General features: G+C 61.5%; 24 protein-coding genes. 12 read left to right on the top strand and 12 right to left on the bottom strand.

The window, feature by feature from the left end; genetic code table 11:
* Nucleotides 1-78: 78 nt before the first annotated feature.
* Entirely contained in the window at nucleotides 79-684 is a 606-nt protein-coding gene (locus F8N80_RS03250) for an LPS-assembly lipoprotein LptE (protein WP_150744019.1), read from the top strand.
* 39 nt (nucleotides 685-723) lie between these two features.
* On the top strand, nucleotides 724-1,761 hold the full coding sequence (holA, locus tag F8N80_RS03245; RefSeq protein WP_150783204.1) for a DNA polymerase III subunit delta: 1,038 nt from the start codon (nucleotides 724-726) through the stop codon (nucleotides 1,759-1,761).
* Nucleotides 1,762-1,774: 13 nt separating this feature from the next.
* Here the strand turns inward: holA and F8N80_RS03240 are convergent, their stop codons facing one another.
* Together F8N80_RS03240 and F8N80_RS03235 are read right to left on the bottom strand one after the other, a co-directional pair.
* A complete protein-coding gene (locus F8N80_RS03240; RefSeq protein ID WP_150783203.1) occupies nucleotides 1,775-2,566 on the bottom strand; it encodes an AraC family transcriptional regulator in 792 nt (263 codons plus the stop codon).
* Between the two features lie 191 nt (nucleotides 2,567-2,757).
* Nucleotides 2,758-4,035, bottom strand: coding sequence for an acetyl-CoA C-acetyltransferase (locus tag F8N80_RS03235; RefSeq protein WP_150783202.1), 1,278 nt, complete (start codon nucleotides 4,033-4,035; stop codon nucleotides 2,758-2,760).
* A 267-nt stretch (nucleotides 4,036-4,302) separates the two neighbouring features.
* On the opposite strand from F8N80_RS03235, the gene F8N80_RS03225 reads away from it, so the two are divergent.
* Both F8N80_RS03225 and F8N80_RS03220 read left to right on the top strand, forming a co-directional pair.
* Nucleotides 4,303-5,655 carry a 3-oxoacyl-ACP reductase gene (locus F8N80_RS03225; protein WP_150783201.1) on the top strand — a complete coding sequence of 451 codons (1,353 nt, stop codon included), beginning with the start codon at nucleotides 4,303-4,305 and terminating at the stop codon, nucleotides 5,653-5,655.
* A gap of 2 nt (nucleotides 5,656-5,657) precedes the next feature.
* Nucleotides 5,658-6,512, top strand: coding sequence for a MaoC family dehydratase (locus F8N80_RS03220; RefSeq protein ID WP_150783200.1), 855 nt, complete (start codon nucleotides 5,658-5,660; stop codon nucleotides 6,510-6,512).
* Nucleotides 6,513-6,563: 51 nt separating this feature from the next.
* Here F8N80_RS03220 and F8N80_RS03215 read toward each other — a convergent pair whose 3' ends face one another.
* From F8N80_RS03215 to F8N80_RS03200, 4 genes are read right to left on the bottom strand one after another with little or no spacing between them, the layout of a single operon-like run.
* Nucleotides 6,564-7,118: a DUF4136 domain-containing protein gene (locus F8N80_RS03215; RefSeq protein ID WP_150744014.1), complete on the bottom strand. Its 555-nt coding sequence runs from the start codon at nucleotides 7,116-7,118 to the stop codon at nucleotides 6,564-6,566.
* A 54-nt stretch (nucleotides 7,119-7,172) separates the two neighbouring features.
* Complete coding sequence (locus F8N80_RS03210; protein ID WP_150744013.1) at nucleotides 7,173-7,796, bottom strand: DUF4136 domain-containing protein; 624 nt, start codon at nucleotides 7,794-7,796, stop codon at nucleotides 7,173-7,175.
* Nucleotides 7,797-7,808: 12 nt separating this feature from the next.
* Nucleotides 7,809-8,558, bottom strand: a complete 750-nt coding sequence (locus F8N80_RS03205) for a methyltransferase (RefSeq protein ID WP_150744012.1) — start codon at nucleotides 8,556-8,558, stop codon at nucleotides 7,809-7,811.
* Nucleotides 8,558-8,860, bottom strand: coding sequence for a MazG-like family protein (locus F8N80_RS03200; protein WP_150744011.1), 303 nt, complete (start codon nucleotides 8,858-8,860; stop codon nucleotides 8,558-8,560). The genes F8N80_RS03205 and F8N80_RS03200 overlap by 1 nt, the downstream gene beginning before the upstream one ends.
* Before the next feature lie 324 nt (nucleotides 8,861-9,184).
* Here F8N80_RS03200 and F8N80_RS03195 point away from each other — a divergent pair, with 324 nt between their 5' ends.
* Nucleotides 9,185-9,478 carry a hypothetical protein gene (locus tag F8N80_RS03195; protein ID WP_150744009.1) on the top strand — a complete coding sequence of 98 codons (294 nt, stop codon included), beginning with the start codon at nucleotides 9,185-9,187 and terminating at the stop codon, nucleotides 9,476-9,478.
* A gap of 161 nt (nucleotides 9,479-9,639) precedes the next feature.
* Nucleotides 9,640-10,989: an MATE family efflux transporter gene (locus F8N80_RS03190; RefSeq protein WP_150744008.1), complete on the top strand. Its 1,350-nt coding sequence runs from the start codon at nucleotides 9,640-9,642 to the stop codon at nucleotides 10,987-10,989.
* 28 nt (nucleotides 10,990-11,017) lie between these two features.
* Here the strand turns inward: F8N80_RS03190 and F8N80_RS03185 are convergent, their stop codons facing one another.
* From F8N80_RS03185 to F8N80_RS03160, 6 genes are all read right to left on the bottom strand, one after another.
* A complete protein-coding gene (locus tag F8N80_RS03185; protein ID WP_150744007.1) occupies nucleotides 11,018-11,800 on the bottom strand; it encodes a DUF4123 domain-containing protein in 783 nt (260 codons plus the stop codon).
* Complete coding sequence (locus F8N80_RS03180) at nucleotides 11,797-13,110, bottom strand: type VI secretion system Vgr family protein (RefSeq protein WP_150783199.1); 1,314 nt, start codon at nucleotides 13,108-13,110, stop codon at nucleotides 11,797-11,799. The genes F8N80_RS03185 and F8N80_RS03180 overlap by 4 nt, the downstream gene beginning before the upstream one ends.
* 232 nt (nucleotides 13,111-13,342) lie before the next feature.
* Nucleotides 13,343-15,256, bottom strand: coding sequence for an arginine decarboxylase (gene speA, locus F8N80_RS03175; protein WP_150744005.1), 1,914 nt, complete (start codon nucleotides 15,254-15,256; stop codon nucleotides 13,343-13,345).
* A 214-nt stretch (nucleotides 15,257-15,470) separates the two neighbouring features.
* Nucleotides 15,471-15,842 (bottom strand): translation initiation factor Sui1, encoded by a 372-nt coding sequence (locus F8N80_RS03170; RefSeq protein WP_150744004.1) that lies wholly within the window; start codon nucleotides 15,840-15,842, stop codon nucleotides 15,471-15,473.
* 297 nt (nucleotides 15,843-16,139) lie between these two features.
* A complete protein-coding gene (locus F8N80_RS03165; RefSeq protein ID WP_150744003.1) occupies nucleotides 16,140-16,700 on the bottom strand; it encodes an NUDIX hydrolase in 561 nt (186 codons plus the stop codon).
* Nucleotides 16,701-16,703: 3 nt separating this feature from the next.
* Entirely contained in the window at nucleotides 16,704-17,771 is a 1,068-nt protein-coding gene (locus F8N80_RS03160) for a DUF2333 family protein (RefSeq protein ID WP_150744002.1), read from the bottom strand.
* 404 nt (nucleotides 17,772-18,175) lie between these two features.
* On the opposite strand from F8N80_RS03160, the gene F8N80_RS03155 reads away from it, so the two are divergent.
* From F8N80_RS03155 to F8N80_RS03130, 6 genes are all read left to right on the top strand, one after another.
* Nucleotides 18,176-19,912, top strand: coding sequence for a protein-disulfide reductase DsbD (locus F8N80_RS03155; protein WP_150783198.1), 1,737 nt, complete (start codon nucleotides 18,176-18,178; stop codon nucleotides 19,910-19,912).
* A gap of 131 nt (nucleotides 19,913-20,043) precedes the next feature.
* Complete coding sequence (gene aroQ / locus F8N80_RS03150) at nucleotides 20,044-20,496, top strand: type II 3-dehydroquinate dehydratase (protein ID WP_150744000.1); 453 nt, start codon at nucleotides 20,044-20,046, stop codon at nucleotides 20,494-20,496.
* Nucleotides 20,497-20,544: 48 nt separating this feature from the next.
* A complete protein-coding gene (accB, locus tag F8N80_RS03145) occupies nucleotides 20,545-21,012 on the top strand; it encodes an acetyl-CoA carboxylase biotin carboxyl carrier protein (RefSeq protein ID WP_150743999.1) in 468 nt (155 codons plus the stop codon).
* Nucleotides 21,013-21,029: 17 nt separating this feature from the next.
* Nucleotides 21,030-22,388 carry an acetyl-CoA carboxylase biotin carboxylase subunit gene (gene accC, locus F8N80_RS03140; protein WP_150743998.1) on the top strand — a complete coding sequence of 453 codons (1,359 nt, stop codon included), beginning with the start codon at nucleotides 21,030-21,032 and terminating at the stop codon, nucleotides 22,386-22,388.
* A gap of 264 nt (nucleotides 22,389-22,652) precedes the next feature.
* Nucleotides 22,653-23,531: a 50S ribosomal protein L11 methyltransferase gene (gene prmA / locus F8N80_RS03135; protein WP_150743997.1), complete on the top strand. Its 879-nt coding sequence runs from the start codon at nucleotides 22,653-22,655 to the stop codon at nucleotides 23,529-23,531.
* 30 nt (nucleotides 23,532-23,561) lie between these two features.
* Nucleotides 23,562-24,779, top strand: coding sequence for a DUF3426 domain-containing protein (locus F8N80_RS03130; RefSeq protein WP_150743996.1), 1,218 nt, complete (start codon nucleotides 23,562-23,564; stop codon nucleotides 24,777-24,779).
* Nucleotides 24,780-24,901: the final 122 nt, after the last annotated feature.

Below are 24,901 nucleotides of genomic sequence, written 5' to 3'. Positions count from 1 at the left end.
CGCCAGGTCCAGCCTGGCGCCGAGTAAAACCTTTCGGGTCGCATGATCGGCCCACCTGGCTTCAAGGGGAACAACAAGATGATCAAACGCAATCTGCTGGTGATGGGCCTCGCCGTTCTGCTGAGCGCCTGCGGTTTCCAGCTGCGCGGCACCGGCACCACCGAGCTGGCGATCAAGGAACTCGACCTGAGCGCCCGTGATGCCTACGGCCCGACCGTGACCCAGATGCGTCAGGTGCTGGAAAGCAGCGGCGTCAAGCTCTACAGCGGCGCCCCTTACAAACTGGTGCTGACCGGCGAACAGGAGAGCCAGCGCATCCTCAGCTACGCAGGTGCCGGCCGCACTGGCGAGTATCAGATCAGTACCGTGCTCAGCTATGACATCAATGGCCAGGGCAACTTGCCACTGTTGAGCGACAAGCTCGAAGTGCAGAAAGTCTTTATCCACGACGGCAACAACCTGGCGGGCTCCGATCAGGAAGCCAATGACGCGCGCAAGGAAATGCGTCGTGAGCTGGTTCAACGCATGATGCTGCGCCTGCAGCAGCTGACCCCGACTCAGCTGGAGCAGCTGCAACAGACCGCCGAGGCCCGCGCCAGGGCTGAAGCCGCGGCATTGGAAGCGGCGCAGAAGGCTGAAGCGCAAACGCCGCGTCAGTCGCCTGTCGAACTGCCGCGGCAGTAAGCGTTGCGGGGCGCCTCGGCGCCCCGTTCGCCCTCTCCTATGAAACTCGCTCCCGCCCAACTCGCCAAGCACCTGCAAGGCACCCTCGCGCCGGTCTACATCATCAGTGGCGATGACCCATTGCTGTGTCAGGAAGCCGCCGACGCCATTCGTGCCGCCGCTCGCCGACAGGGCTTCGACGAACGCCAGGTCTTCGCCGCCGATGCCAGTTTCGATTGGGGAACATTGTTGCAGGCCGGCGCGAGCATGTCCTTGTTCGCCGAAAAACGCCTGCTGGAATTGCGTCTGCCGTCAGGTAAACCCGGTGACAAGGGGGCTGCCGCATTCATCGAGTACTGCTCGCGTCCGGCCGAAGACACGGTGTTGTTGATCAGCCTGCCCAAGCTGGACGGCAGCGCGCAGAAAACCAAGTGGGGCAAGGCACTGGTTGAAGGCCAGCACACCCAGTTCGTGCAAATCTGGCCGGTGGATGCCAACCAGTTGCCGGGCTGGATCCGTCAACGGTTGTCACAGGCCGGACTGTCCGCCAGCCAGGACGCCGTGGAACTGATCGCGGCCCGGGTTGAAGGCAACTTGCTGGCCGCTGCTCAGGAAATCGAGAAACTCAAGCTGATGGCCGAGGGTGGCCAGATCAGCGTTGAAACCGTGCAAGCGGCGGTGGCCGACAGTGCGCGCTTCGATGTCTTCGGGCTGACCGATGCAATTCTCAACGGTGAAGCCGCGCATGCCTTGCGCATGCTTGAAGGACTACGGGGTGAAGGCGTCGAGCCACCGGTGATTCTCTGGGCCCTGGCCCGGGAGCTGCGCTTGTTGGCCAACCTGTCATTGCAATACAGCCAGGGCGTGCCGCTGGACAAGGCCTTCAGCGCTGCGCGACCGCCGATCTGGGACAAACGCAAACCGCTGATGAGCAAAGCCCTGCAACGCTACTCGGCGCAACGCTGGGCGCAGTTGTTGCTGGAAGCGCAGCGCATTGATGCGCAGATCAAGGGCCAGGCCGCGGGTTCTCCGTGGATGAGTTTGAGTCGGTTGTCGTTGTTGATGGCGGGCCAAAAATTATCGTTGCCTGCTGAATAAGATCAAAAGATCGTCACTGCTTGAAGAGCTCGCCAGGGGTAAACCCGAACAACCCCTTGAACGCCGCAATAAACGCCGACGTCGAGTCATACCCGCAAGACAGCGCGGCGTTGGTCACGCTGTTCCCCTCCTCCAGCAAACTCAACGACGACAGCAGCCGCATCCGCTGGCGCCACCCTCGAAAGCTCAACCCGGTTTCCCGCTGAAACAGCCGCATGAGGGTTTTCTCCGACGTTCCCAACCGCTGCGCCCACTCCTGCAAGGTCACGCTCCGCTCAGGACTTTCGAGCAGCTCGTTGCACAACCCCAGCAACCGCTCATGACGCGGCAACGGCAGGGAGAACTCCACCTCCGGCAGACCCGCCAACTGGTCCAGCAGCACATTCACCAGCCGCGTTTCCGGGCTATCACCCTGTGGATATTCCACCGGCAGCAGACAAAAACTCTTGATCAGTTCCCGGGCCAGCGGCGTCACCTCGAGCACCCGGCAACGACCGTCCGCCCATACGCAATCCTCGCGGCGCACATAGAGGCTGCGCATTTCGGCGCGCATCGAAGTCACCACCTGGTGTTCGAGATCCGCGGGAATCCAGATGCCCCACTGCGGCGGAGCAAAGAAACTGCCCTCGGCGGTGTGTACGCCAAGAACGCCGCTGATGGCGTAGGAAAACTGCACCCAGTCGTGGCGATGAGACGGTGTCCAGGAACCGGCATTGAGGCTTTCCGCCCGAGCGAACAGCGGACGCGGCAACGCCGTCAGAGTCGGGATTGTCCGTTCGAGGGTAAGTTGTCCGTTAGACGGCATTGATTGGCCTTATGTCGCAAAATGGCTATGAGCGACGTTACGCCATGCCACTCATGTATTCAACACCGGTGATCCTGTGGGAGCGGGCTTGCCCGCGATAGGGGAGGCACATTCAATATCTCTGTGTCTGAGACACCGCTATCGCGGGCAAGCCCGCTCCCACAAGTTTCCGGTTACACCCACCGCAGTCATCAGCGCTCGACAATCGCGGTCACACCCTGGCCACCCGCGGCGCAGATCGAAATCAAGCCCCGGCCCTTGCCCGCGGCATCGAGCAACTTCGCCAGGTTGGCGACAATGCGCCCGCCGGTGGCGGCAAACGGATGCCCGGCCGCCAGTGAACTGCCTTTGACATTAAGCCGGCCGCGATCAATGGAACCCAGCGGCGCGTCGAGGCCCAGGCGGTTTTTGCAGTACTGCGGATCCTCCCAGGCCTTTAAGGTGCAGAGCACCTGCGCGGCGAAGGCTTCGTGGATTTCGTAGTAATCGAAGTCCTGCAAGGTCAGGCCATTGCGCGCCAGCAAACGCGGCACGGCATAGACCGGCGCCATCAACAACCCTTCGGCACCGTTGACGAAATCCACCGCCGCCGCCTCGCCGTCGCGCAGGTAGGCAAGGATCGGCAAGCCGCGTTCCTTCGCCCACTCCTCGCTGCCCAACAGCACTAGCGACGCGCCATCGGTGAGCGGCGTGGAGTTGCCTGCGGTCAGGGTGCCCTTGGCACTTTTCTCGAACACTGGTTTGAGTGACGCGAGTTTTTCCAGGTTCAGGTCGGGGCGCAGGTTGTTGTCGCGAGTCAGGCCGAGGAACGGTGTCATCAGGTCGTTGTGCCAGCCTTCTGTGTAGGACGCGGCCATTTTCCGATGGCTTTCGAGGGCCAGCTGATCTTGCTCGTCCCGTGGAATGTTCCAGGTCTGGGCCATCAACTCGCAGTGCTCGCCCATGGACAGGCCGGTGCGCGGCTCGCTGTTGCGCGGCAGTTCGGGGATCAGGTGCCGGGGTCGCAGTTGCAGGAAGGTTTTCAGTTTGTCGGCGGTGGTCCTGGCGCGATTGGCCTGCAGCAGGATCTTGCGCAAGCCTTCGTTGACGCCGATCGGCGCGTCGGAGGTGGTATCGACGCCACCGGCAATGCCGCATTCGATCTGGCCAAGGGCGATTTTGTTCGCCACCAGCAGCGCCGCTTCAAGGCCAGTGCCGCAGGCCTGCTGGATGTCGTAGGCCGGGGTGGTGGGTGACAGCCGCGAGCCGAGCACGCACTCGCGGGTCAGGTTGAAATCCCGGGAGTGTTTGAGCACCGCGCCAGCCGCCACTTCACCCATGCACAGGCCATGCAGGTTGAAGCGTTCGATCAGGCCTTCGAGCGCGGCGGTGAGCATCGCCTGGTTACTGGCGGTGGCGTATGGCCCGTTGGAGCGGGCGAAAGGGATACGGTTACCGCCAATGATCGCGACGCGGCGCGGTTGAGTCATGAAAAGCTCCTGATGAAAAATATCTGAAGGTTGAATCGAATCCCTGTGGGAGCGGGCTTGCCCGCGATGGCGGTGTGTCTGTCGACAAAGATGTTAACTAGGCCGGCCTCATCGCGGGCAAGCCCGCTCCCACAGGGACTGCGTTGCACACAAACCTCGCGTACACACTATTCTGCTGTGATCAAGCGTAGGCCTTATCTCCTGGATCGAACGACTGATCGCCATTCATGGTCCACACTTTGAACCCCAGCTGCTGGAGCGCGTTCCATGTCTGACCGCTATATCGACTTCGCCAATTCGTCCATCGGCCATCGCCTGGTCGGGGCCCTGGGTCTGCCGTCGCCGGTACGATTGGAGCGCTGGCAAGCCGGCCGGCTGCGTCCGGTCGAGGGCGCGTTGCTGATCGGCGGCGGGCCGCTGGCGGAAAAAGTCAGTGCCTTTGCCAACCGCCTGACCGACGCGATTTACAGCTACGGCACCGAACCTTCAATGGCCACGGCGTGGATTCCCGGTCACGGACCGAAACTCAAGGCCGTGGTATTCGATGCCACCGATCTGGTGCAGACCGACCAGCTCAAACAGCTGCGCGAATTCTTCCAGCCGCTGCTGAAAAACCTCGATCACAACGCACACCTGGTAATCCTGGGGCGCGCGCCGCACACCTTGAGCGACCCGTTCGCCGCCAGCACCCAGCGGGCCCTGGAGGGTTTCAGCCGGTCGCTGGCCAAGGAGTTGCGCGGCGGTGGTACCTTGCAGCTGATCCATGTCGGTGAAGGTGCCGAGGATCAACTGGAAGGCCCGTTGCGGTTTTTCCTCTCGCCCAAAAGCGCTTTCGTTTCCGGACAAGTGATTGGCCTGGACGCCTGCAACACCCCGGTGACGGACTGGACTCGCCCGCTGGCCGGTCGCAAGGCGCTGGTCACCGGCGCGGCACGCGGTATCGGTGCGTCCATCGCCGAAACCCTGGCCCGTGACGGCGCCGATGTCATCCTGCTGGACGTGCCGCCGGCCAAGACCGATCTCGACGCCCTCGCCGCCCGCCTCGGCGGGCGCGGCATCACCCTGGACATCTGCGCCGAAGACGCCGCCGCGCAACTGATCGAACACTTGCCCGACGGCATCGACATTGTCGTGCACAACGCCGGCATCACTCGGGACAAAACCCTGGCCAACATGACCCCGGAATTCTGGGACGCCGTGCTCGCCGTCAATCTCAATGCGCCGCAGGTATTGACCAAGGCCCTGCTCGACAGCGGCACCTTGCAGGACAATGGCCGGGTGATTCTTCTGGCCTCCATCAGCGGCATCGCCGGCAATCGCGGGCAAACCAACTACGCGGCGAGCAAGGCCGGGCTGATCGGTCTGGCCCAAGCCTGGGCGCCACTGTTGAAGGCGCGCGGTATCAGCATCAACGCGGTGGCACCGGGGTTCATCGAAACCCAGATGACCGCGCACCTGCCGTTCGGCCTGCGTGAAGCCGGGCGACGCATGAGTTCGTTGGGCCAGGGCGGCCTGCCGCAAGACGTCGCCGAAGCGGTGGCCTGGCTGGCGCAACCGGGCACCGGGGCCTTCACCGGGCAGGCATTGCGCGTTTGTGGGCAAAGTGTTTTGGGGGCTTAGGCATGATCATCGATTGGCACACACTCAACCGCGAACCGGGTCTGTCGGACCTCTATGTAAAGGCGGCAACCCGACGCAAAATCACCGGCACCACGCTGCCCGACTCGGGTTTGCGCTGCTGGCTCGATGTCGATCCGAAGCGCCTGGCGGCCTATCGCAAGGTCTGCGGCTTTGCCGACAACGGTTTGCTGCCACCCACCTATCCACACATCCTGGCGTTTGCCTTGCAGATGCAATTGCTCACGGCCAAGGCGTTTCCGTTTCCGCTGCTGGGGCTGATACACCTGAGCAACCGCATTCGCGTCTTGCGGCCAATGGGCGGGGTACATCGCGCGCGGGTCAGCGTGCAGGTGCAGAACCTGCAACCCCATGCCAAGGGTGCAACGTTCGACCTGGTGACCACCCTCGACGATCAGTTGGGCGTGTTGTGGGAAGCGCAAAGCCAGATGTTGTGCCGGGGCGTCAAACTGGACGGCGAGCCTGTCGAGGAAGTGTTGGCATCGACGCTGGAGCTGATGGAGGTGACCCGATGGCAAGCGCCGGCGGACATTGGCCGGCAGTACGCCAAAGTGTCCGGTGACTACAACCCGATTCACCTGAGTGCCGTCAGCGCCAGACTGTTCGGCTTCCCGACAGCCATTGCCCATGGGTTGTGGAACAAGGCCCGGACACTCGCGGCGCTGAGTGAGCACCTGCCGGCGGCGAATGTCGAGCTTGCGGTGCAGTTCAGGAAGCCGGTGCGGCTGCCGAGCGAGGTGACACTGCTGTCCAGCGCGGCCGGTTCCAGTGGCGATTTTCAGTTGGTGGGTGCGGGGGATCTTGAGCATATGGTGGGGCATTGGCGGCCTGTTGCCTGACCCGGTCGTCGCGCCGTCATGCCCCCCGGACAAGCTGAAATGCCGTGATGTCTATCTGGGTGGATAGTTGGCCAGCACCCGTCCGACCGTTTCGCGTATCGCCGCGCTACGATCAGCGGGATTCGGTGTGCGGCTGAGCATTTGTTCATCACTGCCGCGCCACACCAGCTTGCCGTCCTTGCCATCGAGCAGGTCGATCTGGATGGTCGCCACCTTGTAGCTGACGTTGCGGGTTTCGTTGTACATCGGCCCGCCCCAGTAGCCATTCCATGGGTTGCCCCAAGCGCCGCCATAGTTGGTGGTGACTTGTTGCTGGCGCTCTTCGACGATCAGGTAGGTCTGCACGCTCAAGTCGCCCCGGGTGCCGGGGGCGGCAGGACGCAAGCCACGTTGATCGAGCTGATCGGCAACCGATTGGCGCACGCGTTGCTCAGTCAGGTCGCTCTTGATCCGCGGGTCATCGGGTCGATATTGCAGGGCGGGTTCTTTCCAGCTCCAGCTGCGATAGGCGGAAAAGTCGCGGCTGGCATCAAAATCATGATTGACCTGGGTGGCGCAGGCGCTGAGCAGCGCGGCCACGGCCAGTAAAGCGAGACGGCGGAACATGATATTTCTCCGGTTGAAGACATGAACCTGCGCAATGCTTCTTAACGAAAGTAGCTAATCAGGAGGATACGCCGACATTGCCTTTTCTACAGCCTCCCGGATGGCATCTGTACGCTCGCTCTGGCTGCCCCGGTTACTGGTTTCTGCGCTGGCGCTCCATACCGGTTGACCGCTTTGCGCGTCGAACAGATCCACCCGTACCACCACGACTTGCTCCTGATAAGTGCGAACGATCGGCACCGTGTTGTACATGCCATAGCCGCTGCCGTAACGGTTGTAACCGCCATAACCGCCATACCCACCGCCGTAGTAACCATAATCGTCGCGGACCTGGCGCAAGCGGGTTTCCAGGCGCAGGTCGGCGCTGACAAACAGGTCCGCCGGGCGATTGTCATGCAGCGGGCGCAAGCCGCGCTGATCCAGCGCGTTGCTGACCGCCTCGGCAACCTGCGTCGAATCTGCCCAGGCGGTGCCCGGCGGCAGGTGTCCGTTGAGCCAGGCCCAGCTGCGGTAGCGCCCATAATCGCGCGGTGGCGCCGGGTAGGCACTACGGTCAAAGGTGTTGGCCGCCTGGGGTGGCGCTGGCGGCAAGGGCCTGGATGTCGCTACATAGGGATTGCTGCCCTGACAGGCCGCCAACCCCAGACAGATCACCAGTAACCCTGAACGAGTTTTCATTTCGCGCTCCGATCAGACCGGCCGACAGATCCAGTGCAAATAGCGCCCAAGCCCGGCAAAGCTTGGGTGGCGACGGTGGGCCAGTTCCATTTCCAGCAGGTCCGCCAGTTCGGCGCGGGCCTGGAATTCCACCGGCATGTAGTCGTGAAAAACACGGACCCCACTCTGGGTTTCGACCTGCCAAAAGCCTTCAAGTTGCGCCGCCAGTTCACGCGGGTCGAGGGGCTGCTGCGGGGTCAGGCTCTGCTTTTCGCCGGCCATGTCGTTCTTGCGCATCTTGCGAAAGTGGCCCTTGAGCAGGTTGCGGTAGATCAGCGCATCGCGGTTGTAGAAGGCCAGGGAGAGCCAGCCTTCGGGCTTGGTCAGCTGATGCAGTACCGGCAGGATCGCGTGAGGTTCGGCCAGCCATTCCAGCACGGCGTGGCACAGCACCAGATCGTAGGGTTCGGTGAGCTGGCCGAGCAGGTCCTGCCACGGTGCCTGAATGAAGGTCGCGCTCTGCCCCGCGTCGGCGAAGCGCTGCCGGGCGCCTTCGAGCATCGGCTCGGCGGGTTCGGCCAGCGTCACTTCATGACCACGCTGGGCCAGCCACAACGACATGTGACCAAGGCCGGCGCCGATGTCGAGTACGCGCAATGGCCGGTCCGGCAGGATTTCGACCAGGTCGGCCTGAAGCACAGCCAGACGGATCGCGCCTTTGGCTCCCCCGTAGATTTTTTCGGCGAAGCGGGTCGCCAGTTGATCGAAATGACGGTCGCTCATCAGCTGAACCTCCGTTCACTGTCGGCAAGCTTGCTGCGCACCACTTCATCCATGTCCAGCCCCAACTCGCTGCACAGCAGCAGTAGATAGAGCACGATGTCGCCGACTTCCTGCCCGGCGTGGGCGAGTTTGTCCGCTGGCAGCTGATGCGACTGGTCTTCGGTCAGCCACTGGAAGATCTCTACCAGCTCTGACATCTCCACGCTCGCGGCCATGGCCAGGTTTTTCGGGCTGTGAAATTGCCGCCAGTCGTTGCGGTCACGAATGGCATGCAGGCGTTCGGTCAGTTCAACAAGGTTCATCGGGCTCTCCTGAAGGCGTATAGCTTCGGGGGGATGGCCGGGGAAGGCAAGGGGCGTTAGCCCCCTGTAGGAGCCGGCTTGCTGGCGAAGGCAAGGGGCGTTAGCCCCCTGTAGGAGCCGGCTTGCTGGCGAAGGCGTCTTCATGGGCGGTGCAAGCCTTGAGGCCGCCTTCGCTGCGGTGCGGCGATCCGACAAGCCAGCTCCTACAGGGGTTCATCAACAGACCGGAAGCTTTGCGTCATACTCAAACGATCCCGGCATCAGGGAACTCGCCACTGTGATCATTGGCCCAAGGTTCAACCACTTCAACAGGACGTTCACGACATGCAGGTAGACAGTTTTTTCGAATGGCTCGGCCAGGTACTCGGTTCGATCATCCGGTTCATCGTTGACGCCCTCAGCGGGCTGTTCAATCTGTTGAGCCATGCCGGCAGCAACTTTGTCGAAGGACTGTCCCGGGCGCTGGGCATGGACGCTTCGATCGTCAGCATCATCGCGTTGATCGTGGGGCTGATGCTGTTGTGGGCGGCGATTCGCGCCTTCATGAGTGCGTCGATCATCATGGGGATTATCTGGTTGCTGCTGGGGCTTTGGTTGTTGAGCTGGATTATCCACTAACACCACCAAACCCTGTGGGAGCGAGCTTGCTCGCGAAGGCGGAGTGTCAGCCGACATCCATGTCGCATGACACACCGCCATCGCGAGCAAGCTCGCTCCCACATTGGATCACTTCGGATTCAGATGTGTCGCTACAATGCCCGCTCTCCCAAGGAGCCTGCATGTCCAGCCTGATCGCCGACTGGCGCGACCGTCCTACTCACCGCCGGGTCTGGGCGCTCGCCGCGCCCATGATTCTGTCGAACATTTCCGTACCGCTGGTGGCGCTGGTCGACAGTACCGTCATCGGCCACCTGCCCCACGCCCATCAGCTGGGCGCCGTCGCGGTCGGGGCCAGCCTGTACACCTTTCTCGCCTGGGCCATGGGTTTTCTGCGCATGGGCTCCACCGGCTTTGCCGCCCAGGCTGCGGGACGCGGGGATGGCGCGGCGTTGCGGCAAATCCTGTTGCAGGGCTTGCTGCTGGCCATGGGCCTGGCCATTGTCCTGGGGGCGCTGGGCGTGCCGTTGAGCGGCGTCGCGTTGCACTTCATGCAACCCTCGGCCGAACTGGATCAACTGACCCGCGAGTTTTTCCACACGCGGCTGTTCGGCCTGCCGGCGGCACTGGCCAGTTACGCCCTGGTCGGCTGGTTCCTCGGCACCCAGAACGCCCGGGCGCCACTGGCGATTCTGCTGAGCACCAACCTGGTCAACATTGCCTTGAACCTGTGGTTCGTCCTCGGGCTGGAATGGGGCGTGGTCGGCGCTGCCCGGGCGTCGGTGATTGCCGAATGGACCGGCGCACTGATCGGCCTGCTGATGACCCGCAACGCCCTGCGCGCCTACCCTGGCCATATCGCCTGGGCTGCGCTGGCGCTGTGGCAGAGCTGGCGACCGCTGTTGGCGGTCAACCGCGACATCTTCATCCGCAGCCTAGTCCTGCAATCGGTGTTTTTTCTCATTACCGTGCAAGGCGCGCGACTGGGCGACGCCACTGTCGCCGCCAACGCGTTATTGCTCAACGGCCTGCTGCTGACGGCCCATGCGCTCGATGGTCTGGCCCACGCCGTGGAGGCCCTTTGCGGGCACGCCATCGGTGCTCGCGACCGGGGCGCCCTGCGCCGCTCGTTGGTGGTGGCCTGTGGTTGGTCATTGCTGGCGAGCCTGGGCTTTGCCGCGCTGTTTCTGTTCGCTGGCCATCTGTTCATCGAGATGCAGACCGACATTCAAAACGTGCGCGACACCGCATTCATCTACCTGCCCTACCTTGCCGCCCTGCCGCTGATTGCGGTCTGGAGTTACCTGCTCGACGGTCTGTTCATCGGCGCCACTCGCGCCCGGGAAATGCGCAACGGCATGCTGTTGACGATGATTCTGTTATTGCCGTTTGCCTGGGCGCTGCAAGGCCTGGGCAACCATGGCCTGTGGATAACGTTCCTGTTTTTCATGGCCTTGCGCAGTTTGACCCTTGGCGCTTTTGCCTGGTTTCTGCGCAAGAACGACGGCTGGTTTACAAGCCGGACTCACTGATCCGGCGCGGCCGTGACGGACGCCGTGATCAGTGTCGATCGGTCTGCCATCGCTCGCGCAGGCTGTCGAGACGCTCCTGCTGAGTCAGCCCCGACAAAGGCAGCACCAGCGCAGCGCGGGGGTATTGCAAGCGCAGCCATAACCAGCCATCGAGTACCGAACGCTCGTTGAAACCCAGCGCCAGCCCTTCCTGCATATGCGACCACAGGCTGTTGTAATCGGTCCCGGTGGATTGGCTCCAGTGCCAGGCGTGCTGTTCCAGCAGACAGGTTTGCAGCTTTTCCTGTTGACCGGGGCTCAGGCTTTCCTCGACGGCTAACGGGCTGACGGCGAGCCCCGGGTTGTGCAACTGTTGCCAACTCTGACAGCCGATCGCGCGATCCGCCCAGGTTCCGCCGAACCAGTGCAATTGACTGATCGGCCCCAGCCAGCGACTCAGCTCCCGGGCATCGCAGGCGTCGAAAAAGTAACTGGCAGTGTTGGGGTTGTAGAAGTTCAACAAAGCCCGGTGATGCACGCCGACCGTGACCGTGAGCATACGGCGCAAATGCGCCAGCAACAGCGACGGCGGCGCCCCACTGAAGACCAACAGTCCACGCCAGTTTTGCGCTTCGCTGTAGCACAACTCGACCAGCGCCGGGCATGAGCCCAGGTCGACCAGAACCGGACCGTGTTCGCGCGATGCATGCAGCTCCGTGTCTTCGAATAACCAGAACCACTGCGCATGGGCAAATGTCTGCCCCAGCGTCGCCCCCGCCAGTGGCGCACCCGGCACATCCAGCAATAGCCATTGCGGGCTCGCGGCAATCATGCCGCACCGCTCCGGCCAAACCGCATCGCCGCCCGGCAGGTACAGAAAACCTGAGCGCAAGGCGTGAAACTGCCGCCACCCGGCAGCAGGCACAGCAGCATCAAGGGCTCGCCGGAGCGCAGCATTCGGAGCAAGCCTTCGTCGGGCGGACAGTCGTCTGTCGCGCGGGGCGCCTGAGCCTCTTCGACAGCCTTTGGCATGTGGAGAAAACCGGTAATAAGCGGCTGATCCGGATCGCCCTCGATAAAGCTCACCACCACCTCGGCCCCCTCACTCAACGGCGAAACCGTTGCGCTGCCCAATTCAGTTGCCAAGGGCAGCCAACAGTGGGTGGGGACCGCGCCCTCGCCCTGGTAAAGCCAATCGAATTGCACGGCAACTGGCCTGGATGGATCCGGTCGAGACTCTTCGACATTGACTACCCAAGCCCGTTGCAGGCTGTGCATGCGTGGTTTCGTTGCGCAATGGGGCGACACCAGGGGCGCTTCCCAGTGAATCGCGCGGATCCGGTTGCTGTAGGGCGCCAGCGGATCCTGACTCCCCTGATGTTCGATGTGGGTCAACAGCCACAGATGATTCCAGTTGGCGATAGGATGGCCGGACAGCGACATCAGTTGACCACTGCGCAGCGTCGCCAGGTCCGTACGGCCTTCGGCACTCTGCGTGGTTCGTTGCCCCTGAAGCTGAAACTGCCGCACTGCCGGCTGCTCGCTGTCGACCCGAAAATCCGCCAGTTCGCCAAGGCGAAAATGCGCCTGGCCATCACCGAATACCACACAGTGCCCACGTGCGTGGTGCTCGAAATGGTAGTTGAGCCGTTCCTGGGCGCACAGGCGCTGGAGAAACTGCAGGTCCGATTCCCGGTACTGCGTACAGAAATCACGGGGTGGGTAATCGCCGCTCAGCTCGAAGCGCCGATCCTTGTCGGCAATGCCATGCTCCCTGAGTACTTGACTGAGGACCTGCGGCACCGAGCAGGCGCTGAAGATTCGCTGGCTGAAGCGTTGGGAAAGGCATGCCAGCTTCGGCCCCAGCCGCACGCGGCAGAGCCGGGCAGTCGGACCATGGTCACGCTGGACGAGTTCGTGCAGTTGTCCATGGATGGCGTGTCCCGCTGGCCCGAAGTGCAGCGAGACCGGTTGGTAGAGCAGGCTGGCAAGGTCGAGCGTCGGGTCATCTATCAGCAGATCCACATCGAACACAAAAGGATCGCTGATGGCTTCTCTACCGGTAAAGGCCAAGACTTCGAAGGCGTCGGAAATACCGTCTACATCCAGACGAAATGAAGGTTCGTTGACTGGATCGAACATCGCAGATTCTCTACAGGAGGGGCGGCCGGGGATTCTCGCCGAGAGACATGGCCGAGTAGAGTGCCGAAGTACAACTTAGGAAATGGCCTACGCGAAAAGAAGACCAAATGGCTTTGATAGCCGAAAGTGGGGAAATTTCCTTTGAAAATAGAGAACCGTCCTACCAGGTCATCCGAAACTTCTGCAGTGCGCGGAACATTTTCAGACGACCTGGTGAGAACGACGACTTACCTCAAGAGGACAGGTAAGACGAACGAGTCAGCCCCAGACGCAGTGCGTCGAGGAACTGAGTGCGCTCGGCGGCGGTGATGCGGGCACTGGCGCATTTGTCGCGGTAGTGGGTCATCAACTCTTCCGGCGACAAGTGCACGTAACGCAGCATGTCTTCGATGGTGTCGTGGGTTTCGATACCCGCGTGGTACACGCTGCCGTCGGCATTCTGGTAGATGTTCACCGAATCGGTGTCACCGAACAGGTTGTGCATGTCGCCAAGAATCTCCTGGTAGGCGCCGACCAGGAAGATGCCCAGCAGGTAGTCCTCGCCGTCGTTCAAACCGTGAACCGGCAGGCTGGTCTCGATGCTCTGCTCGTCGACGTATTGCTTGATCTTGCCGTCGGAGTCGCAGGTCAGATCCTGCAGCACCGCGCGACGCAAAGGCTCTTCATCGAGACGGTGCAACGGCAGGATCGGCAGTACCTGGCCGATGGCCCAGGTGTCCGGCAGGCTCTGGAAGACCGAGAAGTTGCAGATGTACTTGTCGGCCAGCTTGTCGTTGAGCTCGTCGAGCACCTGACGGTGCGAACGCTGACGGGCCTTCAGCGAGTTGTGCAGGCGACGGCACACGGCGAAGTAGCATTGTTCAGCCAGGGCTTTCTCGGCCAGGGTCAGTTTGCCGTCAGCGTACTGGGTGGCCACATCGCTCATGTAGTGCGTGGCGCGCCAGTAGGTTTCGGTGACCATCTCGATGTCGGTCGGACCCAGCAGGTCAACCAGCCACTGCACTGTTTCCGGCAGCGCTTCCTTGTTCTCGATCTGCGGCACGTCGTCGTTGTGTTTCTCGACGTCGGTCACCTGCACCACCAACATGGCGTGGTGCGCGGTCAGGGAGCGGCCGCTCTCGGAGAAGATGTTCGGGTGCGGGAGGCTCTGCGCGTCGCAGAATTCCTTGAGCATCCCGACCACGACACCGGCGTAATCGTCCATGTCGTAGTTGATCGAGCTGGCGTTGCGCGAGTGAGTACCGTCGTAGTCCACGCCCAAACCGCCGCCGACGTCGATGTGATCCACCGGCAGGCCGAGGTTGCGCAACTCGCCGTAGTAACGGATCGCTTCCTTGAAGCCGTGCTGGTAGTCCGCCAGGTTGGCGATCTGCGAACCCATGTGGAAGTGCAACAGGCGGATGCCCTGGTCCAGGCCGGCAGCGCGGAAACGCTCGACCACCGACAGCAGTTGCGCCGCCGACAGGCCGAACTTGGATTTTTCACCACCGGTGTCTGCCCACTTGCTCGACGCCAGGGACGACAGACGCACGCGCAAGCCGACCTGCGGCTTGACCTTGAGCGCCGCCGCTTCTTCGATCACCAGACCGACTTCGGACTCTTTCTCGATCACGATGAACACGTTGTGGCCGAGCTTCTGGCCCATCAGCGCCAGACGGATGAACTCGCGATCCTTGTAACCGTTGCAGACGATGGTGCCGCCCTTCGGTGCCAACGCCAGAACGGCGAGCAACTCAGGCTTGGAGCCGGCTTCCAGACCGATCGATACGTCCTGGGTAGCGATGATGTTTTCGATCACCGCTTCCTGCTGGTTGACCTTGATCGGGTACAGCGCGGTGTACTTGCTCTGGTATTCCAGGCGCTCGATGTTGGCATCGAACGCACCGGTCAGCTGACGCACGCGGTCTTGCAGAATGTCAGGGAAACGCACCAGCAACGGCAAGGACAGGCCGCTTTTGCGCAGCTGGTCGACTTGCTCGAACAGGTCGATTGGCGAACTGGCCGGACCGTTTGGGCGAACTTCGACGCGACCGGCGTCATTGATCGCGAAATACCCGGCCCCCCAATGGCGAATCCCGTAAACACTGCGGCTGTCCGCAACTGTCCATTGGCTGCCATCGTCTTTGCGTGTGCGTCTTACGGACATTGAAGTCCCCTATAAAGAAGTCATAGAGCGTCGCCTGGGTTCAGGCCGGCGCAGTCTAAAGAATGAAAATGACGGTTCGTCAACGAGGGGATAGACCTCGCTGATCGCAGTGAGTTTAGAATCCGGTCAGAACAGGCTCTGTGAAAACCATGTAGACGACGCCAGACCTGCTGTCAGGACCGGATCAAGCCGAGGGTGGTTTTCACAGAAGCTGCTAGCCGCCGGACTTCTTCGCCTTGAAACCGTGCTTGATCAGTTCGGCCAAGAGTAGCTCGACATGATCGCCCTGGATTTCAATGATTCCGTCTTTCAACGCCCCGCCGGTACCACAACGTTTCTTCAACGTGGTGGCCAGGTCCTTGAGCGCGTCTTCGTTCAACGGCACGCCGGTGATGGTGGTCACCGTCTTACCGCCACGACCCTTGCTTTCGCGACGCACGCGAGCGATGCCGTCGCCGGCCGGGATAACGGTCTGTTTGCAGATGCAGGCATCCACCGGTTTACTGCAATCCGGGCAATGACGACCTGCGTCGGTGGAAAATACCAGGCCACCAAGGGCGGCGAAGGATGCGGCTTTTTTGGCCACCGGCAATCCTCTTGGGAGGACAAAGACTGGTCGCGGCAAGTGTGCCATCGACCGCGAAGCCCCACTCAGGCAGGGGCAGCGCTACTGAAACGGTAAAACCCTGCGTAGGAGCGAAGCTTGCTCGCGAAGGACGTCAACGATAACGCGTGCATTCAGGATGTACGCGTCGTCCTTGCGTTCTTCGCGAGCAAGCTTCGCTCCTACAAAAAAGCAATACCGGTTCAGTTTGAAAAGGTCGCGCAGTGTAACGGCAAAAAGCCGACTTGCTAAGAGCCAATCGGCGCCAATTTATGCCTCTTATGCGACGTCCGGCCCACGAGCCCGAAGATAGCGCTGCAAGGCCGCCAGGGAGTCCGGGCAATAAGGCTTTTGCTGGATTTCCAGCATGACCTGATCGATGGGCATGAAGCGCGCTTCGAGCACCTCTTCCGGCTGCAGGATCAACGGGCCATCCCACACCGCCGAAAACGCCGAACACCAGAGTCGGTTACCGGTGTCCTCGAAGAAAAAGTGATCATGGGCAGTCAGTTCCACACCGCTCACCCCCAGCTCTTCTTCCAGCTCACGGGCCGCCGATTCGGCGTAAGTCTCGGTGGCCAGTACCATGCCGCCGGCCGCCACGTCCCAGTAACCCGGGTAAATCGCTTTGCTCAAGGTGCGTCGATGCACGCAGAGTTCACCGGCGGAATTGAACAGCATGATGTAGGTACCGCGCCCGATCAGCCCGCGCTCGCGCAGCTCGGAACGGACCAGGGCGCCGAGCAGGTTGTCCTGCTCGTCGACCCAGGCGATCTGTTCGGCATCCGAGGCCGCGCGATGGGCGGCCTCGCGCAAGCTATCGATGGAGCTATCGACCATGACTCAACCCTGATTGAGCAACTGACGCAAATCGATGACTGCGGCGTTGGCCCGGGAGATGTAGTTGGCCATGACCAGCGAGTGATTGGCCAGCACACCGAAGCCGCTGCCGTTGAGGATCATCGGGCTCCAGACCGATTCTTGCGAGGCTTCCAGTTCACGAATGATCTGGCGCACGCTGACCGTGGCGTTCTTCTTGGCCAGCACATCGGCGAAGTCGACTTCGATGGCGCGCAGCAGATGGGACAGTGCCCAGGCCTGACCGCGGGCTTCGTAGAACACGTTGTCGATCTGCATCCACGGGGTTTCGACGATTTCTTCGTCGACCTGGGGTACCTGACCCGGCGCGACGACTTCGGTTTTCAGCGCAGTGTTGAGCTTGACCCGGCCAACGCTGGCCGACAGCCTTTGCGACAACGAACCCAGGCGGGTGCCGACATCGCCCAGCCAGTTGTTCAGGTTGTCGGCGCGGGCGTAGAACAATGCGCTTTTCTGACTCGGATCGGACAAGCGTGCCTGATACCGGCTCAGGGATTTGATCCCTTCCTGATATTCAGACTCACTGGAGGGCAGCACCCAGCTTTTGTTGTCGAAGTTGAAACGCGGCTCGGCCTTGGCCAGGTCGGCGTCTTCGGTGGACTGCGACTGGGAGCGGGCGAAGTCCTTGCGCAGCGCACGGCTCAGGTCACGGACCTGGACCAGCACGCCATACTCCCAGCTCGGCGTGTTATCCATCCACAGGCCTGGCGGGAAACGGTCGTTGGAAATATAACCGCCCGGTTTGGTCAGCAAGGTATCAGCGACGGTCTTGAGCGTTTCCACCGTGGTATAGCCGATGACCATCTGCTTGCCTTCTTTCTCGGCAGCCACCTGGGCATTCTGCTGTACCGGGAACAGCGCAGGTTCCTGGCTCCAGTACCAGCCCAGCGCAATCGCAACCAGCAGATAAAGGCCGATCAGAGTGGCCAGCGCCCGACTGAACAACAGGCCGCCAAAATAACTGCGGGTGGCCGATTTCGGTTCAGCGGCACGTTCAGGCGCGCTGCCCGCGCGGTTCTTCCAGTCCAGCATGGCGATATCCTTTCAATCACTTGAGTTCATCGGTTCGACCACAACCCTACGCCATCGTGCCTCGTTTGCCGCGCATTAAATCCGGCGCATGCGACGAGCCGCGCAACGGGCGCGATCGAGCGGCCACTATAAATGAAGCACGGCCGCCAGCCTATCCGACCAGTCGGTCAGTCACTGAATGAGGTCGCTTTGCAGATTATTGATGGACGACACTCATGCCATTGAATAGAGGCGCCACCATAAAGCCACCAGTCGATCTCAGCATATTGGACCTGCGTCGTGCATAGATCCATTGTGGGAGCGAGCCTGCTCGCGAAGGCGAGAACAGTTACCACAGCCCCCCCGCCCTGCACTCCGCGCAACGGTCCGCTATCATGCCCCCAACCCCAACACGCGAGACCGTCATGCGCCGTTTGCTTTGCCTGCTGCTTTTTGTGCTCGCCCTGCCGGCATCCGCCGCCGGGTTGCTGGAGAGTCGGCCCAGCTCCACCCTGGGCTCGATCAACAACAGCGCCGACTTCCTGCCGGTACGCGAAGCCTTTCAATTGAGCCTGGTCGAAAGCACGCCACAATCAATCAAACTGCGCTTCGTCGCCACCGAGGGTTACTACCTTTACCGGCATCGCTTCCAGTTTCGCGCCGATCCAGCCGACGTTGTGCTCGGCACCGCGCAACTGCCCAAGGGCGAGCGCAAGCACGATGAGTATTTCGGCGATGTCGAGGTTTATCACGGCATTCTCGAAGTGGAAGTGCCGCGCACCGATCAGCGCGCCTTCACCCTCGCGGTCACCTATCAAGGCTGCGCCGATAAAGGCCTGTGCTATCCACCCGAGACCGAACGCCTGAGTATCGATGGCAGCGGCGCCCATGCCTCCTGGAATTGGCGGGAACTGGCGCTGTTCTTTCTCGCCGGCCTTGGCTTGACCTTCACACCGTGCGTCCTGCCCATGCTGCCGATTCTTTCCGGCGTGGTCTTGCGCGGCCAGGTCGGCGGCTGGCGCGGATTCAACCTGTCGCTGGCCTACGTGTTGCCGATGGCCATCTGCTTCGCGCTGCTCGGCGCCTTGATGGGCATGTTTGGCGCGCAGCTCAATCTCCAGGCGCGCCTGCAATCGGCCTGGGTGCTGGTGCCGTTCGCGATGTTTTTTGCGCTGTTTGCCCTGGCCATGTTCGGGGTGTTCGAACTCAAGCTGCCGCATGCCATCAGCAGTCGACTCGACCGAATCGCCGGCCGCACCAAAGGCGGCTCGCTGTGGGGCGCGGCGGTACTTGGCGTGGTCTCCAGCCTGCTGGTCTCGCCTTGCGTATCGGCGCCGCTGGCCGGTGCGCTGCTGTACATCAGTGCCAGCGGCGATGCACTCGGCGGCGGTTTGAAACTGCTCATGCTCGGCCTCGGCATGGGCGCACCGTTAGTGCTGGTGGCTACCGGGGGCGCTGCCTGGCTGCCGAAAAGCGGGCCATGGCTGATCTATGTGAAAAACGCGATCGGGGTTTTGTTGCTGGGGTTGGCGATCGGTCTGCTCAGCAGAGTATTGCCCGGCCAGATCACTTTGCTGCTGATCGGTTTGCTGGCCGGTGGCGTCGGGTTGTTCATGGGCGCGCTGGAGTTTGTCTATAAACCTCCTCGAAAACGCCTCGGCCAATTACTCGGGATGTTCCTGCTGTTTTACGCGCTGGCCTGCTGGTACGGCGCCTTCAGTGGCCAGACCGATCCGCTCAATCCGATCGGCCAGCCGCGCATTGTCACGAACACCGAGCAAGCGCAAAACAGCAGCTCCTGGCAAACCATCAGCACCCCGGCGGAGCTCGATCGCGCGCTCGCCGACGCCAAATCCTCCGGCATCCCGTTGCTGCTGGACTGGTACGCCGACTGGTGCATCAGTTGCAAAGTCATCGAACATAAGGTGCTCAACGATGCCACGGTCATGGAACGGCTCAAGGGCTATCGATTGATTCGCTTCGACATCACCGCCAGCAATGCCGAGCAACGTGCCCTTCTCGACCGCTACAAACTGTTCGGCCCGCCGGCCCTGATGTTTTTCGGCAAGGATGGCGTCGAACGCACAGAGGTGCGGGTGATCGGCGAGATCAACGCCGCAGACTTCGCCGAACGTGTTGAGAAAGCAAATGACCGGATTTAATAACCCGGTGATTTATTTCGCGCAAACATCGGCCATCGTGCGGGCTATTGCATAGAACTGGACAGTCACAAAGGCTTTGCGGCATAGTCGCCGGGTTCTGACAACTGCACACAGATAACAAGGAACAGCAGATGGCGACATTATTGGTTCTGCACGGCCCCAACCTGAACATGCTCGGCACCCGTGAACCGGGCACCTATGGCGCTACGACTCTGGCGCAGATCAACCAGGACCTGGAACGCCGAGCCCGTGAAGCCGGCCACCATTTGCTGCACCTGCAAAGCAATGCCGAGTACGAATTGATCGACCGCATCCACGCTGCCCACAGCGAAGGTGTGGACTTCATTCTGATCAACCCGGCAGCTTTTACGCACACCAGCGTCGCGTTACGTGACGCGCTGCTGGCGGTGAGCATCCCATTCATCGAAGTGCATTTGTCTAACGTGCACAAACGCGAACCTTTCCGCCATCACTCTTACTTCTCCGATGTAGCGGTGGGAGTGATCTGCGGCCTTGGCGCCAGCGGTTATCGACTGGCCCTGGAGGCCGCACTAGAGCAGCTTGAAAGACAGGCAACGGCTTGAACAACAAGCGTTAAACGCCCCTGACCGACCCTTGGGAGTTGATGATTCATGGATATCCGTAAAGTTAAGAAACTGATCGAATTGCTGGAAGAGTCCGGCATCGACGAGCTCGAGATCAAGGAAGGCGAAGAGTCCGTACGCATCAGCCGCCACAGCAAGACCCCGGCTCAGCAGTACTACGCACCGGCTCCAATGCATGCTCCGGCGCCTGCGCCTGCGCCTGTTGCTGCCGCCCCGGTTGCCGCTGCTGCTCCTGCTGCACCGGCCGCGCCAGTTCTGAACGGCACCGTCGCTCGTTCGCCTATGGTCGGCACCTTCTATCGCAAGTCTTCGCCAAGCTCGCCGTCCTTCGTTGAAGTCGGCCAGACCGTGAAGAAAGGCGACACTCTGTGCATCGTCGAAGCCATGAAGATGATGAACCACATCGAAGCTGAAACCAGTGGTGTGATCGAATCCATCCTCGTCGAAGACGGCCAGCCGGTTGAGTACGACCAACCGCTGTTCACCATCGTTTGAACCGCGGAGAAACTTTGATGACTGCGAAGTTGGAAAAAGTTCTGATCGCCAACCGCGGTGAGATTGCCCTGCGGATTCTGCGTGCCTGCAAAGAGATGGGCATCAAGACCGTCGCCGTTTACTCCAAGGCCGACAAAGAGCTGATGCACCTGGGCCTGGCAGACGAATCCGTCTGCATCGGTCCGGCATCGGCCGCGCACTCTTACCTGCACATTCCGGCAATCATCGCCGCGGCTGAAGTGACCGGCGCTACCGCCATTCACCCAGGCTACGGTTTCCTTGCGGAAAACGCTGATTTCGCTGAACAGGTCGAGAACTCCGGCTTCGCCTTCATTGGCCCGAAAGCCGACACCATTCGCCTGATGGGCGACAAGGTATCGGCCAAGCACGCCATGATCGCAGCCGGCGTTCCAACCGTTCCGGGTTCTGACGGCCCGCTGCCTGAAGACGAAGAAACCGCGCTGCGCATCGGTCGCGAAGTCGGTTACCCGGTGATCATCAAAGCCGCTGGCGGCGGTGGCGGTCGCGGCATGCGCGTTGTGCATAACGAAGAAGACCTGATCTCCTCGGCGAAACTGACCCGCTCCGAAGCGGGCGCAGCGTTCGGCAACCCGATGGTCTATCTGGAAAAATTCCTGACCAACCCACGTCACGTGGAAGTCCAGGTGCTTTCCGACGGCCAGGGCCACGCCATCCATCTGGGCGACCGCGATTGCTCGCTGCAACGTCGTCACCAGAAGGTTCTCGAAGAAGCGCCGGCACCGGGCATCGACGAGAAAGCGCGCGCTGAAGTCCTCGCTCGCTGCGTCAAGGCGTGCATCGACATCAACTACCGTGGCGCGGGCACTTTCGAGTTCCTGTACGAGAACGGCGCGTTCTATTTCATCGAAATGAACACCCGCGTTCAGGTTGAGCACCCGGTTTCGGAAATGGTCACCGGCATCGACATCGTCAAGGAGATGCTCAGCATCGCCGCTGGCAACAAGCTGTCGTACACCCAGGATGACGTGGTCATCCGCGGTCACGCGCTGGAATGCCGGATCAACGCCGAAGACCCGAAAACCTTCATGCCAAGCCCAGGCACGGTCAAGCACTTCCACGCTCCGGGCGGCAACGGCGTTCGCGTCGATTCGCACCTGTACAGCGGTTATGCCGTTCCGCCAAATTACGATTCGTTGATCGGCAAGCTGATCACCTATGGCGCAACCCGTGACGAAGCCCTGGCGCGCATGCGCAATGCGCTGGACGAAATCGTTGTCGACGGGATCAAGACCAACATCCCGCTGCACCGCGACCTGGTCCGGGATGAAGGCTTCTGCAAAGGTGGAATCAATATCCACTACCTGGAACACAAGCTGGCTGGCGACAAGCACTAAGCTTTAGCCCACACAACAAAGCCGCCGTCGAGGCGGCTTTGTTGTTTCTAGACATTTCATCAACAACACACATCCCTTGTGGGAGCTGGCTTGCTCGCGAAAGCGGTCTGCCAGTCACATCAATGTTGAATGTGCCGCCGCTTTCGCGAGCAAGCCCGCTCCCACAGGTACGGTGGACTCCCACAAATGCTCCGCGCTCGCGTAAACTTGTGCGCTTCTCGCAGCCCGCCAGGCTGCAATCAATATTTTTCAAAGGTGCCCGCCATGCCTTGGCTGCAAGTCCGTCTCGCCATCAGCCCAGAACAAGCCGAAACCTACGAAGACGCTTTCCTCGAAGTGGGCGCCGTGTCGGTGACCTTCATGGACGCCGAAGACCAGCCGATCTTCGAACCTGAACTCAACACCACGCCGTTGTGGTCACACACGCATCTGCTGGCCCTGTTCGAAGATGGCACCGAAGCCGCCAGCGTGCTGGCTCATCTTGAGTTGCTGACCGGCAACCCGCTGCCCGAGCATCACAGCGAAATTATCGAAGACCAGGACTGGGAGCGCAGCTGGATGGACGGTTTCCAGCCGATGCGTTTCGGCCAGCGCCTGTGGATTGTCCCGAGCTGGCACGCCGCGCCGGAACCCGACGCCGTCAATCTGCTGCTGGACCCAGGCCTGGCGTTCGGCACCGGCACACACCCGACCACTGCGCTGTGCCTGGAATGGCTCGACGGGCAGGACCTGAAAGACTGCAACGTGCTGGACTTCGGTTGCGGCTCGGGGATCCTGGCGATCGCCGCCTTGCTGCTGGGCGCCAACGAAGCCGTGGGCACCGACATCGACGTGCAGGCACTGGAAGCGTCCCGCGACAATGCCGGACGCAACAAAATTGCTGCAGAACGTTTCCCGCTGTACCTGCCAGAAGACTTGCCGCAGGTTCAGGCCGACGTACTGGTGGCCAACATCCTGGCCGGCCCGCTGGTCTCCCTGGCGCCGCAACTGTCCAGCCTGGTCAAGCCGGGCGGTCGCCTGGCGCTGTCGGGCATCCTCGCCGAACAAGGTGAAGACGTTGCCAAAGCCTACGCTCAGGACTTCGATCTGGACCCGATCGCCAATCGCGATGGCTGGGTGCGCATTACCGGCCGTCGGCGCTAGAATGAGCCTCTGCATAAACCGGACCGCCGCATGACCGACAGTTTCGTCACTCAGTGCCCGCATTGCCAAACCAGTTTCCGCGTCAGCCATGCTCAATTGAGCGTCGCCCGCGGAGTGGTTCGTTGCGGCTCGTGCTTGCAGGTGTTCAACGCCGCCAAGCAGTTGCTTGAGCAGCGGACCGGCAAAGAAGCGGTCGCGCCGGTTGCCCCGGCAATCGTCGAGACACCTGCACGGCGGGCCATCAGCCAAAAGCAATGGAGCGCCGCCGAGCTCGATCTGGACAGCCTCGACCTGGATGAAGAGCTCGCCCGGCTCGAACAGCGGGAAATCCAGCCGACAATGGAGTTTGTGCGGCACCGTGAAGACAGCCTGAGCGCTCGCCGGGATACCGCCGAGTACGATGAAGATCCATGGGCCGACAGCCTGTTCAGCGAATCGGCCGCCGATCGCGCGCAGGTGACCGAAACCACCGCCCCGCCAGAACCGATGGTCGAGACGGGCATACTTTCGCGCACCGAACCTTCGCTGTCCCTGGAACCCGTCGACCTCGACGACGAAGCGCCGCCAAAGCTGCGCCTGAACGATCCACTCGATGCTCCGATCCATCACGAACGCCTGTCGGCCACCGGAGAGATCGACGACAACCTGCCCTCGATCGAGCCCCTGCGCAAGCGGCGCGAACGCAGCGAACCGGCTGTACGCGCTGAAGTGCTGCAGGACCTGACCGACGATCCGCTGCAACTTGACTGGCAAAAACGCCGATCACCCTGGGGCCGACGGCTTTTCTGGCTGCTGCTGGTCCTGCTGGGTGCCGCCGCCCTCGCCGGTCAGCGCATCGCTTACACCTTCGACGAACTGGCGCGCCAGGACCAATATCGTCCGTGGTTCCAGCAACTGTGCCCGCATATTGGCTGTACGGTGCCATCGAAAGTCGACATCGCGAAAATCAAAAGCAGCAACCTGGTGGTGCGCAGCCACCCGGATTTCAGCGGTGCACTGGTGGTCGACGCGATCATCTACAACCGCGCGCCCTTCTCCCAGCCTTTCCCGCTGCTGGAGTTGCGCTTTGCCGACCTCAACGGTCACCTGATCGCCAGCCGGCGCTTCAAGCCCGGCGAGTACCTTAATGGCGATCTCGAAGGCCTGCTGGAAATGCCTCCGCAAACGCCGATTCACATCGCGCTGGATATTCTCGATCCAGGCCCCAAAGCAGTGAACTACAGCCTGAGCTTCCATTCGCCCGAGTGAAACGGTTCAGTGTTACGGCTTTGACGGCATATTTCTGACTTCGACCGCTCGTACCAAACCGCTGGTAATAACGGAATCGCTGTTCAGATTTTGTTCAATTCAGCCTTTATCCAGTCATCGAG

This window comes from Pseudomonas fluorescens, assembly GCF_902497995.1.
Lineage (GTDB): Bacteria > Pseudomonadota > Gammaproteobacteria > Pseudomonadales > Pseudomonadaceae > Aquipseudomonas > Aquipseudomonas fluorescens_BK.
Note: the sequence above shows the minus strand (reverse complement) of the source record. Positions and strands in the feature narration are given on the sequence as shown.